Below are 15,955 nucleotides of genomic sequence, written 5' to 3' on the forward strand. Positions count from 1 at the left end.
TCACCACCGGTTCGTACTGCACGTGACGCCATGACCGCATCCCGAGCGAAGTCCGCGCCGATTGCCGAAACCCCGGAGCGGGGCCACGGCAAGGGGATAGCGCTGCTCATCATCGCGTCGTGTCAGCTGATGGTGGTTCTCGACATCACCATCGTGAACATCGCGCTCCCGCACATCCAGACCTCCCTCGGCTTCTCGACCGAGAGCCTCTCGTGGGTGATCAACGCCTACACCCTGACGTTCGGCGGGCTGCTGCTCCTCGGCGGACGACTGGGTGACATCCTCGGGCGCCGGAGAGTCTTCATCTTCGGCGTCCTGCTCTTCGTCCTGGCGTCACTGCTCGGCGGCCTCTCCCAGGAGTCCTGGCAACTGCTCGCCGCGCGTGCGCTGCAGGGTGTCGGCGGCGCGATCGCCTCGCCGACGGCCCTCTCACTCATCACCACGACCTTCGACGAGGGGCCCGCCCGAAACCGGGCATTCGGTGTGTTCGCCGCCGTGTCCGCGGGCGGAAGCGCGATCGGGCTGCTGGCCGGCGGAATCCTGGTCGAGTGGCTCGACTGGCGGTGGGTGCTCTTCGTCAACGTGCCCATCGGCCTGCTGATCGCCTTCGCCACCCCCCGGTACATCAAGGAATCCCAACGTCATCCAGGCCACTTCGACGTCCTCGGCGCCCTCACATCGACGCTGGGTATGGTCCTGCTCGTCTATGGCTTCATCCGCGCCTCCGAGGACGGCTGGAGCGACAAGCTGACGATCGGGTCCTTCGTCGCCGCTGTCGTCTTCCTTGCCGTGTACCTCGCGGTCGAGCGCCGCTCGCGGCAGCCCATCACACCGCTGCGCATGTTCCGCGACCGCAATCGCGCCGGCGCCTACGGCATGATGCTGAGCCTGGCGGCTGCGATGTTCGGGATGTTCTTCTTCCTGACCCTCTTCGTGCAGAACATCCTCGACTTCAGCCCGCTGCGCGCCGGGCTCGCCTTCCTGCCGGTGAGCGCGATCATCGCGGTCAGTGCGGGGATCGCCTCGCAGTTTCTGCCGCGGTGGGGGCCGAAGCCCTTCATGGTGGCGGGCGCCGTCCTGGCCGCCGTCGGGCTCGGCTGGCTCACCCTGACCGATGTCAACAGCACCTACCTGGGCAGCATCCTGGGGCCCCTCCTCGTCTTCGGCTTCGGTATGGGCATGCAGTTCGTCTCGCTGACGCTGATGGCGGTGTCCGGCGTGGCGTCCAGAGAAGCGGGGGCGGCGTCCGGGGTCCTCAACGCCACCCAACAGGTCGGCGGTTCACTGGGGCTCTCCATCCTGGTCACCGTTTTCGGCACGGCCAGCCGCAACGAGGCGACGGACCAGGTGCCCCGCTTCCTGGCCGAGGCCACACCCGCCCAGCAGCTGGAATTCCGCAGAACGGGTGAGCTCCCCTCACCCTGGGGGGACCAGGTCCTGGCATCCGGAGTCTCCAGCGCGTTCATCGCCGCTGCCGTCTTCGCCGTCGTAGCCGCGCTCATCGCCCTCCTGGTCATCCAGGTCCGTGGGTCAGACCTGGAACGCTTGCGGGGCGGGGGTGCCATGGCGCCTCCGGTGGACGAGGAGGGCGCGGCGGACCCCGGATCCGAAACCGGTCCCGAGGGCGAGCGAGCCGCCGAGCCGGACCGCGCCGAGCGGGCGCGTGGCTCCGGGGCAGAGGCACGGAGACGCGATGGAGGCGATGGTTCCGCTCCAGTTGGATAGGGTGCGGGCTCGGCCTGCACACCCACAGCACCCGCGTACGCCCCGACGGCGCTCCGGTATCGCGGCGGGCGGCACGGCGTATCTGCTGAACAGGGACGACGAGGGGCAGGCCGGGTACGACGGCTCGTCGCAGGGCGTACGGGAGCCTGGACCTGCCCGTCTGGCGCACGCAGCCGACCGACAGGCGCCGGACCTGCACGCGGGCGGTGGGGCCGGGGCCTTCACCGCCGGTCCGCGTCAGAGCAGGTTCACGAGGCGGATGTAGCGCACCCAGTCCCAGTTGGCCCCGGGGTCGGTGTGATCGCTGCCCGGGACCTCGTGGTGGCCGATGATGTGGGCGCGGTCCTTGGGCAGGCCGTACCGCTCGCAGATGTCCGCGGTGAGCCGCGCCGACCGCTCGTACATCGTGTGGGTGAAGTACGAGGGCTGATCGACCCAGCCCTCGTGCTCGATGCCGATACTGCGGGTGTTGTAGTCCCAGTTCCCCGCGTGCCAGGCGATGTTCCGTTCCCTCACGCACTGGCCGACGAGACCGTCTCCCGACCGCACCACATAGTGCGCGGACACCTGCTTCGCCGGATTCTGGAAGATGCCGATCGTCTCGGTGAACGTCTGCTGGGCGACGTGAATGATGACGCGTTCGACCGGATACGCCGAAGGGCGGGTCGACACGGTGCAGTTTGACGGGGACGCCGGAAACCACTGAGCCTCGGCGTAGTCCGTGTCCGCCGCAGGGGAAGCGACGGCGCGGACCGAGGCGGGAAGGATCGCCGCCGTGGCCGTGACCGCCGCACCCTGAAGAATCCGTCTGCGCTGCATCAGCACTCCTGTCCGTGGGGCGTCGTCCGGTGCACAGCAGAACACGCGCCGGCCCGCCGCACGGTTCCGTGCGGCGGGCCGGCGGTGACGAGCGCGGCCCCGGCGCCGGTGTCAGAAGCCGGGCAGCGCAACCGTCAGGGCTGCGGCGGGGTCGTCCTCGGCAGGCCCGGCCGGTACCCAGCGACCCCTTTCCCTGAGGTAGGGCCACCAGCGCCCGTCCCGGCCGTACCGCAGCTGCACGCCCGAACCGGCCGCGGTCCAGCGATTACCGGCGACGCGCAGCCGCGGGCCCTCACCCTCCTCCCAGGCCGCCGCGAGTTGCGCCCCGGCCCGGGCGAGCTCCTCGGGGCCGGGCGACCACTCCTCGTCGTACACGGCCAGCGCGGCGGCCCCTCCGTAGCGCCAGGCCCGCACCGCGGCGTCGAGCCCGGCCGGCTGCCGGTCCACCGCCGCGGCGATACGCGCCGCCGTCCGCGCGTCCGCCCTGCTGTCCGCCGCCAGCCGTACCGCGTCCTGCTCCGGCGTCAGCACGGCCGGCAGGGGCTGCCCGCAGTGACCCGCGGCGAGCGCGTCTGACAGCAGCGCGAAGGCACGGACGGCACCGGCCGCCGCCAGGAACTCCAGCGCGTCGGGCTCGATGCCGTCCGCCGGACCCGTGTCCACATCCAGCGAAGGCGGGCTGCCGGGCTCGGCGGGCATCGGCGGGGGAGGAGGGAGCGCCGGCAGGATGTCCCGCGCCGCGAAGGCCTCGTCGGCGCGGACGGCGTGTGTGGCGGAGGGGACGTCCGGGTCCTGCGCCGAGGTGGCGGCTCCCGTCCGCCGGACGGCCCGGGCGGCGCTGCGGACCTGCAGTTCGTCGAGCAGCCACCGTTCGTCGCGCCCGCGCAACAGCAGCAGCAGGAACGGGTCCTGGTCCAGCAGCCGCGCCACCTGATAGCAGAGTGCCGCCGAATGGGGACAGTGATCCCACGCCTCGCAGCTGCACTCCGGTTCCAGGTCGCCGATCCCCGGCAGCAGCTCGACCCCGGCGGCGCTCGCGTCCTCCACCAGATGAGGGGGCATCTCCCGGTCCAGCAGCGCCGCGATGTGCCCGGACCGTTCGGACGCCATGTCCAGGAACCGGTTCCACTCCTCCTCGCTCAGCTCCTGGAGCAGCACATCACTGCGGTACGACGTCGAATCCCCGTGCTGCACCACGGCGGTGAGTCTGCCCGGCCGGACGGACACCGCACCGACCCTGCCCTCCCGGGCGAACGCGCGCCCACGCTTGAGCTGCGCCCCGTCGAGCGCGGTGTCCTCCAATGCCTTCAGCCATGCCTGCCCCCACCACGAGGACGCGAAGCCGCGGCCCCGCGCGGGAGGCAGAGCGGCGAACGTGCGCTCCGGCTCGTGATTCCCACTCATCGTGCGCCCCCTCGCAGCTCGACCAGTTCGGCCAGCTCGGCATCGGTCAGTTCCGTCAGCGCGGCCTCGCCGCTGCCGAGCACGGCGTCCGCGAGCCCCTGCTTGCGCGCCAGCATGGCGGCGATGCGGTCCTCGACGGTGCCCTCGGCGATCAGCCGGTGCACCTGCACCGGCTGCGTCTGCCCGATGCGGTACGCGCGGTCGGTGGCCTGGGCCTCCACGGCCGGGTTCCACCACCGGTCGAAGTGCACCACATGACCGGCCCGGGTGAGGTTGAGCCCCGTACCCGCTGCCTTGAGGGACAGCAGGAACACCGGTGCCTCGCCCGCCTGGAAGCGGTTCACCATGGCCTCCCGCTCGCCCACAGGGGTCCCGCCGTGCAGGAACTGGGTGCGGACCCCGCGCGCGGCCAGATGCCTCTCCAGCAGCCGGGCCATCCGCACGTACTGGGTGAACACCAGCACGCTCGCGCCCTCGGCGAGGATCGTGTCCAGCAGCTCGTCGAGCAGTTCCACCTTCCCCGAGCGGTCCACGATCCGCGGCTCCTCCTCCTTGAGGTACTGGGCGGGGTGGTTGCAGATCTGCTTCAGCGCTGTCAGCAGCTTCATGACCAGACCGCGTCGCGCGAAGCCGTCCGATCCGGAGATCTCCGCGAGCGTCTCGCGTACCACCGCCTCGTACAGGCCCGCCTGTTCCGCGGTGAGGGACACCGCTCGGTCCGTCTCCGTCTTGGGCGGCAGCTCAGGGGCGATGCCCGGGTCCGACTTGCGGCGCCGCAGCAGGAACGGGCGGACCAGGGCGGAGAGGCGTTCGGTGGCCGCGGGATCGTTTCCGCCCTCGACCGCGCTCGCGTAGCGGGTACGGAACGTGCCGAGCCGGCCGAGCAGACCCGGTGTCGTCCAGTCGAGAATCGCCCACAGCTCGGAGAGGTTGTTCTCCACCGGGGTACCGGTGAGCGCGACACGGGCCCGAGCACCGATGGAGCGAAGCTGCCGGGCGGTCGACGAAGCCGGGTTCTTGACGTGCTGGGCCTCGTCGGCGACGACCATGCCCCACGACGCCGCGGCCAGCCGGGGCGCGTCCAGACGCATGGTGCCGTACGTGGTGAGGACGAACTCGCCGTCCGCCAGACCGTCCAGGGAGCGCGACGCGCCGTGGAAGCGGCGCACCGGCGTGCCCGGGGCGAACCGCTCGATCTCCCGCTGCCAGTTGCCCATCAGCGAGGTGGGGCACACCACGAGGGTGGGGCCTGCCGTCGATTCGCCGTCCTGCCGGTGCAGATGGAGTGCGATCAGCGTGATGGTCTTGCCGAGGCCCATGTCGTCGGCCAGGCAGCAGCCGAGGCCGAGCGAGGTCATGGTGTGCAGCCAGTTCAGGCCCCGCAGCTGGTAGTCACGCAAGTGCGCGTCGAGCGCCGCCGGCTGGGGAACGGGGTGCTGCTCCGCCGAGCGGGGATCGGCGATCCGTTCGCGCAGCCGCTCGAGCCAGCCGGTCGCGGCCACCTCCACCCGGCGGCCGTCGACATCGGTGGTCCCCGTCAGCACCGCGCCCAGCGCGTCGATCGGTGTGACCTTGCGGTCCCGGGTGTCGCGGGCACGTCGCGCCTCCTCCGGGTCGATCAGCACCCACTGGTCGTGCAGTCTGACGAGAGGCCGGCCCGCCTCGGCGAGCCGGTCGATGTCCGCCCGGCTCAACCTCCGCTCGCCCAGGGAGAAGCGCCAGTCGAACGCGAGCAGTGCGTCGGCGGAGAGGAAGGAAGGCGTCCGTGATGCCGCCCGCGCGGGCGACGCGTCCTCCTCGTCCTCCGGCCCGATCACTGCTCGCGCGGTGAGCTTCCGCGCCAGCTCCCTCGGCCAGTGGACCTGGACACCCGTCGCCGCGAGAGCCCCGGCCGCGGGGCCGAGCAGCTCGGCGATCTCCTCGTCGGCAGGCTCGACCGCGTCGGGCACGGCAGCCGACAGCAGGGGGGTGAGGGGCGGCCAGGCGCGAGCGGCGCGACGCAGGGCCAGCAGCGCGTCCATCCGGGCACGAGGACCGAACAGTGACGCGCCGGGGGACCGGTCGGCCCACACGTCCGCGGCATCGGCCACCAGGGCGGGGTCCTGGACGCTGTGGATCTGCAGGACCACGCGGAACGAAGGTGCTCCGGTTTCTTCGTCCTCCACGCCCCGCGCACCGGTGATTCCGGAGACCTCGACGCGGAGCGAGAGCCGTACGCCCGCGTCGTGCCCCGCCGCCACATCGGCCGCCCACGGCCGCAGTCCGGGCAGGTGCTGCGGGGCGGGAGCGGCGAACGCCGCCGATCCTGCGGCGAATTCCGCTCCGGGCGTGCGCGGCAGCCCGTCCACCACGGCGTCGATGAACGACCTCAGCAGCGTCTCGGGATCGGCCAGCATCAGAGGGTCGGCCGACGCGTCGAGCGGGACGGCATGGGCCTCGGGCGGCATGGAGGCGGCCAGAGTCCGGATCCGTCCCAGGTCGTCGGCGGTCAGCGGCCCGGCACGCCACGCGTCATGAGCCCCGGGGCTCAGCCCCGGCAGGAGCAGCCCCCGCGCGACGAGTTGGAGCGCGAGCACCCCCGCGGCCCCCCAGAAGGCGGCCGAGGAAGAGGCCCTGGCGGCGTCCGCCCGCGCCCGTGTCAGGAGGGGCAGCGCGGTCCCCACCGGCATGACCGACGCCGGTACGGAGCAAGGGCGTACATCGCCTCCGACGACCGTCAGTTGTTCCGGACTCCCGAGATCACCGGGAGGGGTGCTACCGTCCGGGTTCCAGAACGCGATCAGGCCGGTACGGGCCGGATCCGCGGGGAGGAAGACTGCGGAGCAGCGGGACAGTTCAGAGTTCTCGTTGAGTGTTGCCGCAGGGAGCCTGTGCACAGCGATGTCAGATTCCTCAAATTTGACTAGTGAGCCCGGGGTCGCCGAGGGTACATCACCCACGGCCCCTCCCGGGAGAAATACGCAGGGAGCCCCCTCGCCCGTTTCTGCCTTCTGAAGCCTGAGGTACAGCCAGCCCCACCACCGCACACGGGGGATTCCCCCCGCAGGGCCGGGGTGATGGCGCCATGGCTGCCCGAGGCCCGCCCTCCGTACGTTTGACGAGGTCAGCGCAGTTGCCCAGAAACCGGAGACGTCATGCCCCAGGCGGTAGAAGCCACCATTGCCCCACACCCGAGCGACGGATCGAAGAGTCCGGCGGGATCCCGGAACACCGGCAGTGATTTCGCGCCGCTCCTGAAGACCGTCAAGGGGCAGGGGCTGCTCGAACGGCGCACCGGATGGTACGCGGCGGGTATCGCGGCCAACCTGGCCGCACTCGGAGCGGTGGTCACCGGCATCGTCCTGATCGGCGACTCCTGGTGGAACCTGCTCCTCGCCCTGCCGCTGGCCGTCCTGTGGACGCGGACGGCCTTCTTCGGGCACGACGCCGGCCACGCCCAGATATCCGGTGACCGCACGGCGAGCAGGATCACCGGATTCGTGCACGCCAACCTGCTCCTCGGCATGAACGAGGCCTGGTGGAACGACAAACACGTACGCCACCACGCCAACCCCAACCACATCGACAAGGACCCCGACGTAGGCGTCGGCGCCCTCGTGTGGACGCAGAAGCAGGCGGCACAGCGCGAGGGGTTCGCCCGCTGGCTCACCCGGAACCAGGCCCGGCTGTTCTTCCCGATGCTGCTCCTCGAAGGCATCGCCCTCAAGATCTACGGCTTCCAGTTCCTGCGCCGCATGCCCGTCCGCGAACGGGCCCTGGCCGGTGGGCTGCTGGTCGCCCACCTCGCGCTGTACGCGACGCTGCTGCTGACGACCATGTCGCCCGGGAAGGCCGTCGTCTTCGCCCTGGTGCACCACGCACTCTTCGGTCTCCACCTCGGCATGGCGTTCGCCCCCAACCACAAGGGCATGGAGATGCCCGACCCCGACGGTGACCGCTGGGGTCATCTCCAGCGCCAGGTCCTCACCTCGCGCAACGTCCGCGGTGCCTTCCTCACCGACTGGTTCCTCGGCGGCCTGAACTACCAGATCGAGCACCACCTCTTCCCGAGCATGCCCAGGCCCCATCTGCGGCTCGCGCAGCCCCTGGTGAAAGCGCACTGCGCGTCGATCGGCATGCCGTACGCGGAGACAGGGCTCGTCGAGTCCTACCGGCAGGCGCTGCGCCACATGCACGAGGTCGGCGAGCCGCTCCGGTAGGCCCTCGGTACCGGTCCGCGGCGCCTGCTCCGCGGCGGGTGCTCCTCGGCACGTGTTCCCCGGAGCCGGAACCGAGAGGCGCACACAGGCGTTCTCCCCACAGGAGCGGTTCCGGCCGCGAAGGAGGCACGGATCATGTCGAACGGTGCAAAGATCGCCATCGGGGGAGTCGTAGCGGCAGTCGTCCTGATTCCGTTCATCGGATTCTGGTGGTCGCTGCTGGTCCTCATCGGGGTGCCCACCGTGGGCTACCTCATGCTCGACCCGTCGCAGCGACGCAGGCTCCGCAGAATCAGTCGCAAGGAGATAGGGCGCTGAACAGCACAGTCGCGGCAGTGAGCAGCAACGGGGTGTACTCGTTCACCAAGCCGACCAGAGACAGCATCACCCTTCTCGCCGGACTCGGTGTGGAGGGCGACGTCCACGCCGGTGTCACGGTGAAGCACCGCTCGCGTGTGGCCCAGGACCCGACGCAGCCCAATCTGCGTCAGGTCCACCTCATCCATCAGGAACTCTTCGACGAGCTGCGGGAAGCCGGCTTCGAGGTCGCCCCCGGTGACCTCGGGGAGAACGTCACGACCGAGGGGATCGACCTTCTCGCCCTGCCTGTGGGCACGCTGCTGCACCTCGGAGGTGAAGCCGTCGTCGAGGTGACCGGGCTGCGCAATCCCTGCGCCCAGATCGACGCCTTCCAGGACGGACTGCTCAAGCAGGTCGTCGGCCGTGCGGACGACGGCACTGTCGTCCGCAAGGCGGGAATCATGGGCGTCGTCAGGGCGGGCGGAGCCGTGCGGCCGGGCGACCGGATCACGGCGGTGCTCCCCGCCGAGCCGCACCGGCCGCTGGAGCGCGTCTAGGGGCACGTCCAGGAATAGGCCGTACATGTCGTCGAGGCCGAGCTCGACGGTCCGTAGGCCGTGGTCAGGACGGCCGGACGGCCAGTTCGTCGAGCGACTTCAGCAGCCCGGGCAGCTCGGGGCCGCGGCCGACCGTCATGATCTCGCCCGGCTCCTCGTCCAGCAGGATGAACGCGATGTCGTCGGTCCGGGCCACCAGGGACCAGCCGGGCCCGTCCGCACGCAGCGTGCGGGCCCCGCCGGGGGCGAATGCGGAGCGGATCCGCCCGGGCGGGGGCGGGGAGGTGACATAGGCGCGGGCCGCCTCGAGCGCCCTGCGGACGCCAGGGTGCTGCCCGGAGGGTTCGCCGCTCCCGGAGGCGCTGTTCTCGGCGCCGCTGTCCTCAAGGGTGCTTTCCCCTGCGGCGGCCTCATCGGGTGCCCCGTCCGCGCCGCCGGCCGTCGAGGCCGCGGCCTTCTCGCTGCGGCCGTCCTCGCCCGGCGGGTCCTGTCCCGCCTTGCCGAAGGCCGCCTCGTCGTCGATCTGCTCGCGCCAGGCCGCCCACTGCAGAGCGATCTCATCGGCCCCGAGCCGCCGCTGCGGAGGACCCCAGACCTCGGTGTCCGGCGGCGTCAGCGGCTTCAGGGGCTCACCCTCCACATCCGGGTGGGGCAAAGGATCGTGCGGCGCGGGCACACCGGGAGCCGCGACCGACAGCGCGAGCGGCCACCCCGGAAGGGCGCACACCACCGAGCGGTCGTCGGGGGAGAGGTCGTACTCCATCCCGCAGTCCCAGGAGGCGATGGCGACCGCCACCAGCGAGACGTCATCGACCACCACCGTCCAGCGCGCCCCGCCGCTGTCCTGGCCGAGCACCAGACCGTATCCCTCGGCGTACGGCTCCAGACCGAGCGCGCCACACGCCGCCACGTAGTCGTCACCGAGCACGCTCGGGAACTGCGCGGGGGTCAGCAGCACCGCGGTCAGCACGAACAGTGCGTCGTCGTCGGCGACCGAGTCGTCCGTCCCTGCCACAGCACCCACCCTCATCCCTGGTCGCTTCTTCCGTCGGCGCACCTTAACTACTCGGTAACCCTGTCGTCGAGGCCCTGACAAGGGATGACGCTCACCTGCCCAGAGGGTGCGGACGAGCCACGCGGGCCCCTCGCGCCGTGGTGCCGCCCTGCCGCGCCCCCGTAGGGTGGTGAATCCGGCCGACGAGGGGGAGAGCACGGTGAAGCGGTTCGAACGGCTCAAGGAGATCCAGCGTCTGGACCCGGAGCGAGACTTCCTGGAGATCTACCGGCTCACCGTGACGTACGAATTTCCCTGGGACATCACACGCGCGCTCGAACTCGCCCTGTACCGCACATACGCCGTCCCCAGCATCGGGCGGCTCCTGGCGGAGACAGGCGAACTGACGGAGCGTCCACAGAAGAGGTACGACGACACCGCGCTCCTCCTGGACGCCGTCGTGGAGCACGGCTTCGACAGTGAGGAAGGCCGCACGGCGGTCCGCCGGATCAACCGGATGCACCGCAGCTACGACATCAGCAACGACGACATGCGCTACGTGCTCTGCACGTTCGTCGTGACCCCCAAACGCTGGCTCGACCTCTACGGCTGGCGCAGGCTGTCCAGCCACGAACTGCGCGCATTCGCCGCGTACTACCGCATGCTCGGCGCCCGCATGGGCATCCAGGACGTTCCTCAGACGTTCGAGGACTTCGAGCGCACCCTCGACGCGTACGAGGAAGAGCACTTCGCCTGGGACGAGGGGGCACGCTCGGTCTCGGACGCCACGCTCGGCCTCATGGGCTCCTGGTATCCCCGCCCGCTCGCACCCGTCGTACGCAAGGCAAGCCTCGCGCTGCTGGACGACTCCTTGCTGCGGACGTTCCGGTACGAGCCGCCGGGGCCCGTCGCCCGAGGGCTGACCCGGGGGGCCTTGCGCCTGCGGGCGCGAGCCGTCCGTCTGCTCCCGCCGCGATCCACCCCGCACTACGCCCGCCAGAACCCCGAGATCAAGGGGTACCCGCAGGGCTACGTCGTGTCAGGGCTCGGCACCTTCCCCACCCCGGGAGTGCGGGGCTGCCCCGTACCGCACGGCAGGACCGCGGAGACGCCGGCCGAGTGACGAGCCCAGGGCCGGGTCCTCCTCAGCCGCTCAGCCGATGCGCGCGGAGAGAGCCAGGAAACGGTCGTCCTCGTCCGTGTACGACTCCAGCCGCCAGCCCGCCTCCGCCAGCAGGGGCGCGAGGCGGGGTTCGGCCCTGAGGTCGTCGTCCGAGAGGGCGCGGCCGTGGCGTGCGGCGAGTGCGGCGCGCCCGACGGGGTGGAACAGCGCGAGTCTGCCGCCCGGGCGTACCACCCGGGCCAGCTCCGTGAGCCCGCGGCCGGGGTGCGGCAGATGCGAGATCAGCCCGGCGGCGAACACCGCGTCGAGGGAGCCGTCGCACAGCGGCAACCGTTCGACGTCCGCCAGGAGCAGCGCTCCGCTCGTCCCCCTTCCCGCCCGCAGCGCCGCGTCCAGCATCGCGGAGGTCAGGTCGGCCCCCACCACCGTGCCGTCGCGTCCGACCGCCTCGCGCAGAGCCGGCAGTGCACGCGCGGTACCGCAGCCCGCGTCGAGCACCACGTCGCCGGAGCGCAGGCCCAGTTCGCCGACGGCAGCGGCATAGGCCGGGCCGTCATCGGGAAAGCGGCTGTCCCAGTCGGCCGCCCGCGCGGAGAAGAATTCCTGGATGTGCTCGTGGTCGTCGGCCATACAGACATGCTCGCGCAGTCCGTACCCGAACGAAACGACGCGAGGCGGTGCACTCGTTCGAACCCGCCCTGATCGTGCGGGGACATCTCTCTGTCATATTTCAGCAGCTTTCGAAATGAGCCCCTGAAGTGCGCCCGGCGGCGGGCTACCGTCCCGGATCCATGGGACACCTGGACCACGCCACCTTCGGCTGGCTTACCCCCGTGCTGTCGTACGCGATGGCGTCGATCGGCGCCGCACTCGGCCTGCGCTGCACCGTGCGTGCACTCGGCACCAGCGGCCGGTCACGCCGCAACTGGCTGCTCACCGCCGCGTCCGCCATCGGGACGGGCATCTGGACGATGCACTTCGTCGCCATGCTCGGCTTCGGGGTCACCGGCACCGACATCCGCTACGACGTGCCGTTCACGCTGCTCAGCCTGCTGGTCGCCATGCTCGTGGTGGGAGCGGGCGTCTTCACCGTCGGCTACAGCCGCGACCGCTCACGAGCCCTCCTCATCGGCGGTCTCACCACCGGGCTCGGCGTCGCCAGCATGCACTACCTGGGCATGGCCGCCCTGCGCCTCCACGGCACCGTCGCCTACGACCCGTTGCTCGTGACGGTCTCCGTCGTCATCGCCGTCGTCGCCGCCACGGCTGCCCTGTGGGCCGCCCTGAACATCAGGTCACCGGGGGCGGTCGCGCTCGCCTCGCTCGTCATGGGAGCGGCCGTGAGCAGCATGCACTACACGGGCATGCTGGCGGTCGGCGTCGAGGTCGTTCCCTCGGGCTCCGAACTCCCCGGGGCCACCGTCATGCAGTTCATCTTCCCGCTCGCCGTCGGCCTCGGGTCGTACCTTTTCCTGACCTCCGCCTTCGTCGCGCTCTCGCCGCCCGCCCGGGAACATCCCGCTGCGCGGGTCAACCTCCCTTCGGGCGACCACGCCGAACGGCCCGCGACGGCGCCGGCCCCCTGACCGCCGGGGATTGCGACGGTCCCCGCCCTCCGACCGCCGGGGGATCGCGACGGTCCCGGCCCTCTGCCCGCCGCGGGACCGCGGCTCACCCGTCGTACACAGCATTCGGGGCACAGAGCTCCCCACCCGGAACGAGGAGGCCATGCCCACACCCCGCACGACGACCCCGGACCCCGGTGTGCACACCGGCCGGACCGTGACCCCGCCGCGCGGCCGACGCGCGCACGCCGGGCCGCCGGCGGACGAACGTCCCGAGCCCGAGGCGGGACCGACTTCGCCGAGCGGAAATCCGGCGGAAGGTGGTTCCCTGCGGCCCCGGACCGTGCGGGCGAAGATCATCTCGCTGCTGATGGTGCCGGTGGTCTCTCTCCTCGCCCTCTGGGGATTCGCCACCGTCACTACGGCGCAGGACGTGGCGCGCCTGCGCGAGGTCGAGCGCGTGAACACCACGGTGCGGGCCCCGGTCACCTCCGCCGTCGGTGCGCTGCAGAGCGAACGCAAGGCCGCCATGCGCCAGCTGTCCGCCCCCGGCACGGGGCACGCCGCGGCCCTGAGACAGCAGGGTGAGCGTACGGACGCGGCGCTGGAAGCCCTGTGGCTGAGCGACGGTCACACCGTCGCCGACGCGGGCATCCTCCCCGCCGGGGCGGCGGCCCGCCTCGGGACCTTCCTCGACACGGCACAGGCTCTCCGCACCCTCCGCACCCGCCTCCTGACCCCTTCCTCCGGGCGCGAGACGGCTCCTTCCGGACGTGAGACGGCCCCGGGCGGCGGGGTGGGCTACGCCTACGCGCGCTACACCGAGACCATCACGGCGGGCTTCGGGGTATCCGGCGCCCTGACCGGCATCCAGGACGCCGAGCACGGCACCGAGGCCCGGGTGCTCCTCGAACTCGCCCGCAGCGCGGAGATGCTGTCCCGCGAGGAGGCCCTGCTCGCGTCCGGCGCCCTGACCGGGAACCTCGCCGGCGAACAACTACGGCTGTTCACGGGCGCCGTGGCGACCCGCCGCAGCCTGGCCGGAACAGCGGGGGCCGATCTGCCGCCCGGCGCACGGCCGGCCTGGCGGACCCTCACCGACGGCGGCGCCTACCGCAGGATCACGGCCGCCGAAGACACCGTTCTTGCCGCGCCGCCCGGCCGCCGCGCCGCGAAGGCGGTGTCCACCGCGGCGTGGGAGCGCGACGCCGCCGAGGTGCACACGGGGCTGCGTGGGGTCGAGAAGGCAGCGGGTGACCGGGCGGCCGACCGCGCGAACCCCTTCGTACGCGCACTGTTCAGCCCGGCCGGAGCGGCCGTCGTGCTCGGGTTCCTCGCCGTCGCCGCATCCCTCGTGATCTCCGTTCGGATCGGCCGCGCACTCGTCGTCGAACTCGTCAGCCTGCGCGACAGCGCACTGGAGATCGCCCGGCGCAAGCTGCCGCACGCGATGCGGCGCCTGCGCGCGGGTGAGGAGCTCGACGTCGCGGCCGAGGCACCCGCAGGCCGGCATTCCTACGACGAGATCGGCCAGGTGGGCGAGGCCCTGGACACCGTGCACCGGGCCGCCCTCGACGCCGCCGTCGAGCGCGCCGAACTCGCCAGCGGCATTTCCGGCGTCTTCGTCAACCTGGCCCGGCGCAGCCAGGTACTGGTCCACCGGCAGCTGGCCCTCCTCGACGGGATGGAACGCCGGGCAGAGGACCCGGGCGAACTCGGTGACCTGTTCCGCCTCGACCACCTCACCACCCGTATGAGACGCCACGCCGAGAGCCTGATCATCCTGTCCGGCTCCGCTCCCGGCCGTGCCTGGCGCATGCCCGTACCCCTCAACAACGTCGTACGCGCGGCGGTCTCCGAGATCGAGGACTACTCCCGTGTGGAGGTACGGGCCCTGCCCGACGCCGGTGTGAAGGGCACGGCGGTCGCCGACCTCACCCACCTGCTGGCCGAACTGGTCGAGAACGCGGCGCAATTCTCCCCGCCCCACACCAAGGTGCGGATCAGCGGCGAACCCGTCGGAAACGGTTACGCCCTGGAGATCGAGGACCGCGGGCTCGGCATGGGTCCGGAGCTGCTCGCCGAGGCCAACCGGCGCATCGAACAGTCAGAGACCCTCGATCTCTTCGACAGTGACCGGCTCGGGCTCTTCGTGGTCAGCAGACTCTCCGCCCGCCATCACATCAAGGTCCAGCTGCGCACGTCCGCCTACGGGGGCACCACCGCGATCGTCCTGCTGCCGACAGCGCTGCTCCAGAGCAGCCTGCCGGAGGGGTCACCGGCAGGCCCGGCCGAGTCCGGCGCACCCTCAAGGCCGGTGGCGCGGGACGACGTCGGCCGCACAGGTCCGGCGGCTGAACGTCCGCCCGCCTTCCCCGCCCCGGTCGCCGTACCGGCCCTCGAACCACGCGTGCCCGCCGAGGCGCGGCCGGAGCCGGTCCCCACCCAGGCGCCGGTGACCACTCTGCACCGGCGTGCGCGCGCCGCGGACGGTGAACTGCCCCGCCGCGTCCGGCAGGCCAGCCTCGTACCCCAGCTGCGGGAGCAGCCGAAGACGGAGGGCCGGCACGGCACCGGCCCCGTGCCCATGGCCGAGCGCACCCCGGAGCAGGCCCGGGACCGTATGACCGCCTATCGCAACGGCTGGGTCCGGGGAGGCGGGGCCGCACCGGGGGCGAACGACCCCGGGCGCTCCGCACGCGGATCCGTCTCCCCATTCCGGCATCACACCGAAGGAGAGCAGACATGATCGTGAACGAGAGGCCGGGGAGGGCGTCCCGGCGCTCCGGTGAACTCGACTGGCTGCTGGACGACATGGTCGGCAGGGTCGCCGAGATCCGGCACGTGGTCGTCCTGAGCAACGACGGTCTGGCAGTCGGCGCGTCCCAGGCGCTGAGCCGTGAGGACGCGGAACACCTCGCCGCCGTGGCATCAGGCTTCAACAGCCTGGCCAAGGGGGCAGGGCGGCACTTCGGCGCCGGAGGCGTACGCCAGACGATGGTCGAGATGGACGACGGGTTCCTCTTCGTCGCCGCTGCTGGTGACGGATCCTGTCTCACCGTCCTGACCACGGCCTTCGCGGACATCGGCCTGGTGGCGTACGAGATGGCGCGCCTGGTGAAGAGGGTGGGCGAGCACCTCGCCACCCCGGTGAGGCTCGCCGGACCACCGGCGACGGGCTGAGGAAGGCGCGTGCGGATGAGCGAGGGCGGAGCAACGCCGAGTGGTGGGTTCGGTATGCCGCCCGGAGCCGACCACGATGTGCCGCC

At 71.6% G+C, this 15,955-nt stretch carries 13 protein-coding genes; 8 read left to right on the plus strand and 5 right to left on the minus strand.

The window, feature by feature from the left end; translation table 11 throughout:
- The first annotated feature begins 30 nt into the window (after nucleotides 1-30).
- Nucleotides 31-1,725, plus strand: coding sequence for an MFS transporter (locus ABZY45_RS18540; RefSeq protein ID WP_356741210.1), 1,695 nt, complete (start codon nucleotides 31-33; stop codon nucleotides 1,723-1,725).
- A gap of 237 nt (nucleotides 1,726-1,962) precedes the next feature.
- Here the strand turns inward: ABZY45_RS18540 and ABZY45_RS18545 are convergent, their stop codons facing one another.
- From ABZY45_RS18545 to ABZY45_RS18555, 3 genes are all read right to left on the minus strand, one after another.
- Complete coding sequence (locus ABZY45_RS18545; protein ID WP_356741212.1) at nucleotides 1,963-2,544, minus strand: N-acetylmuramoyl-L-alanine amidase; 582 nt, start codon at nucleotides 2,542-2,544, stop codon at nucleotides 1,963-1,965.
- A gap of 111 nt (nucleotides 2,545-2,655) precedes the next feature.
- Complete coding sequence (locus tag ABZY45_RS18550; protein WP_356741214.1) at nucleotides 2,656-3,948, minus strand: SWF or SNF family helicase; 1,293 nt, start codon at nucleotides 3,946-3,948, stop codon at nucleotides 2,656-2,658.
- Nucleotides 3,945-6,824 (minus strand): DEAD/DEAH box helicase, encoded by a 2,880-nt coding sequence (locus ABZY45_RS18555; protein ID WP_356741216.1) that lies wholly within the window; start codon nucleotides 6,822-6,824, stop codon nucleotides 3,945-3,947. The genes ABZY45_RS18550 and ABZY45_RS18555 overlap by 4 nt, the downstream gene beginning before the upstream one ends.
- Before the next feature lie 258 nt (nucleotides 6,825-7,082).
- Between ABZY45_RS18555 and ABZY45_RS18560 the strand changes: the two genes are divergently transcribed.
- The 3 genes from ABZY45_RS18560 to ABZY45_RS18570 all read left to right on the plus strand — a co-directional run bounded on the left by ABZY45_RS18560 (nucleotide 7,083) and on the right by ABZY45_RS18570 (nucleotide 9,004).
- Nucleotides 7,083-8,147: an acyl-CoA desaturase gene (locus ABZY45_RS18560; protein ID WP_356741218.1), complete on the plus strand. Its 1,065-nt coding sequence runs from the start codon at nucleotides 7,083-7,085 to the stop codon at nucleotides 8,145-8,147.
- Between the two features lie 135 nt (nucleotides 8,148-8,282).
- On the plus strand, nucleotides 8,283-8,465 hold the full coding sequence (locus tag ABZY45_RS18565) for a hypothetical protein (protein WP_028442276.1): 183 nt from the start codon (nucleotides 8,283-8,285) through the stop codon (nucleotides 8,463-8,465).
- Nucleotides 8,462-9,004 (plus strand): MOSC domain-containing protein, encoded by a 543-nt coding sequence (locus ABZY45_RS18570; protein ID WP_356741621.1) that lies wholly within the window; start codon nucleotides 8,462-8,464, stop codon nucleotides 9,002-9,004. Before ABZY45_RS18565 ends, ABZY45_RS18570 begins: the two co-directional genes overlap by 4 nt.
- A gap of 64 nt (nucleotides 9,005-9,068) precedes the next feature.
- Here ABZY45_RS18570 and ABZY45_RS18575 read toward each other — a convergent pair whose 3' ends face one another.
- A complete protein-coding gene (locus ABZY45_RS18575) occupies nucleotides 9,069-10,019 on the minus strand; it encodes a hypothetical protein (RefSeq protein ID WP_356741220.1) in 951 nt (316 codons plus the stop codon).
- Nucleotides 10,020-10,218: 199 nt separating this feature from the next.
- Between ABZY45_RS18575 and ABZY45_RS18580 the strand changes: the two genes are divergently transcribed.
- The gene (locus ABZY45_RS18580; RefSeq protein ID WP_356741222.1) at nucleotides 10,219-11,121 is read left to right on the plus strand and encodes an oxygenase MpaB family protein; all 903 of its coding nucleotides are present in this window, start codon (nucleotides 10,219-10,221) and stop codon (nucleotides 11,119-11,121) included.
- Between the two features lie 30 nt (nucleotides 11,122-11,151).
- On the opposite strand, the gene ABZY45_RS18585 is transcribed toward ABZY45_RS18580, so the two are convergent.
- Nucleotides 11,152-11,751, minus strand: coding sequence for a methyltransferase domain-containing protein (locus ABZY45_RS18585; RefSeq protein WP_356741224.1), 600 nt, complete (start codon nucleotides 11,749-11,751; stop codon nucleotides 11,152-11,154).
- Between the two features lie 161 nt (nucleotides 11,752-11,912).
- Between ABZY45_RS18585 and ABZY45_RS18590 the strand changes: the two genes are divergently transcribed.
- The 3 genes from ABZY45_RS18590 (at nucleotide 11,913) to ABZY45_RS18600 (ending at nucleotide 15,869) form a co-directional block, all read left to right on the plus strand.
- Nucleotides 11,913-12,707 carry an MHYT domain-containing protein gene (locus ABZY45_RS18590; RefSeq protein WP_356741226.1) on the plus strand — a complete coding sequence of 265 codons (795 nt, stop codon included), beginning with the start codon at nucleotides 11,913-11,915 and terminating at the stop codon, nucleotides 12,705-12,707.
- A 142-nt stretch (nucleotides 12,708-12,849) separates the two neighbouring features.
- Nucleotides 12,850-15,435, plus strand: a complete 2,586-nt coding sequence (locus ABZY45_RS18595) for a nitrate- and nitrite sensing domain-containing protein (RefSeq protein ID WP_356741228.1) — start codon at nucleotides 12,850-12,852, stop codon at nucleotides 15,433-15,435.
- The gene (locus ABZY45_RS18600) at nucleotides 15,432-15,869 is read left to right on the plus strand and encodes a roadblock/LC7 domain-containing protein (protein ID WP_356741230.1); all 438 of its coding nucleotides are present in this window, start codon (nucleotides 15,432-15,434) and stop codon (nucleotides 15,867-15,869) included. The genes ABZY45_RS18595 and ABZY45_RS18600 overlap by 4 nt, the downstream gene beginning before the upstream one ends.
- Nucleotides 15,870-15,955: the final 86 nt, after the last annotated feature.

This window comes from Streptomyces sp. NPDC006516 (genome assembly GCF_040611875.1).
Taxonomy (GTDB): Bacteria; Actinomycetota; Actinomycetes; order Streptomycetales; family Streptomycetaceae; genus Streptomyces.

Coding starts and splice junctions, on each gene's coding strand:
- ABZY45_RS18540 (WP_356741210.1), top strand. CDS start 31: ATGACCGCATCCCGAGCGAAGTCCGCGCCGATTGCCGAAACCCCGGAG.
- ABZY45_RS18545 (WP_356741212.1), bottom strand. CDS start 2,544: ATGCAGCGCAGACGGATTCTTCAGGGTGCGGCGGTCACGGCCACGGCG.
- ABZY45_RS18550 (WP_356741214.1), bottom strand. CDS start 3,948: ATGAGTGGGAATCACGAGCCGGAGCGCACGTTCGCCGCTCTGCCTCCC.
- ABZY45_RS18560 (WP_356741218.1), top strand. CDS start 7,083: ATGCCCCAGGCGGTAGAAGCCACCATTGCCCCACACCCGAGCGACGGA.
- ABZY45_RS18565 (WP_028442276.1), top strand. CDS start 8,283: ATGTCGAACGGTGCAAAGATCGCCATCGGGGGAGTCGTAGCGGCAGTC.
- ABZY45_RS18585 (WP_356741224.1), bottom strand. CDS start 11,751: ATGGCCGACGACCACGAGCACATCCAGGAATTCTTCTCCGCGCGGGCG.
- ABZY45_RS18590 (WP_356741226.1), top strand. CDS start 11,913: ATGGGACACCTGGACCACGCCACCTTCGGCTGGCTTACCCCCGTGCTG.
- ABZY45_RS18595 (WP_356741228.1), top strand. CDS start 12,850: ATGCCCACACCCCGCACGACGACCCCGGACCCCGGTGTGCACACCGGC.
- ABZY45_RS18600 (WP_356741230.1), top strand. CDS start 15,432: ATGATCGTGAACGAGAGGCCGGGGAGGGCGTCCCGGCGCTCCGGTGAA.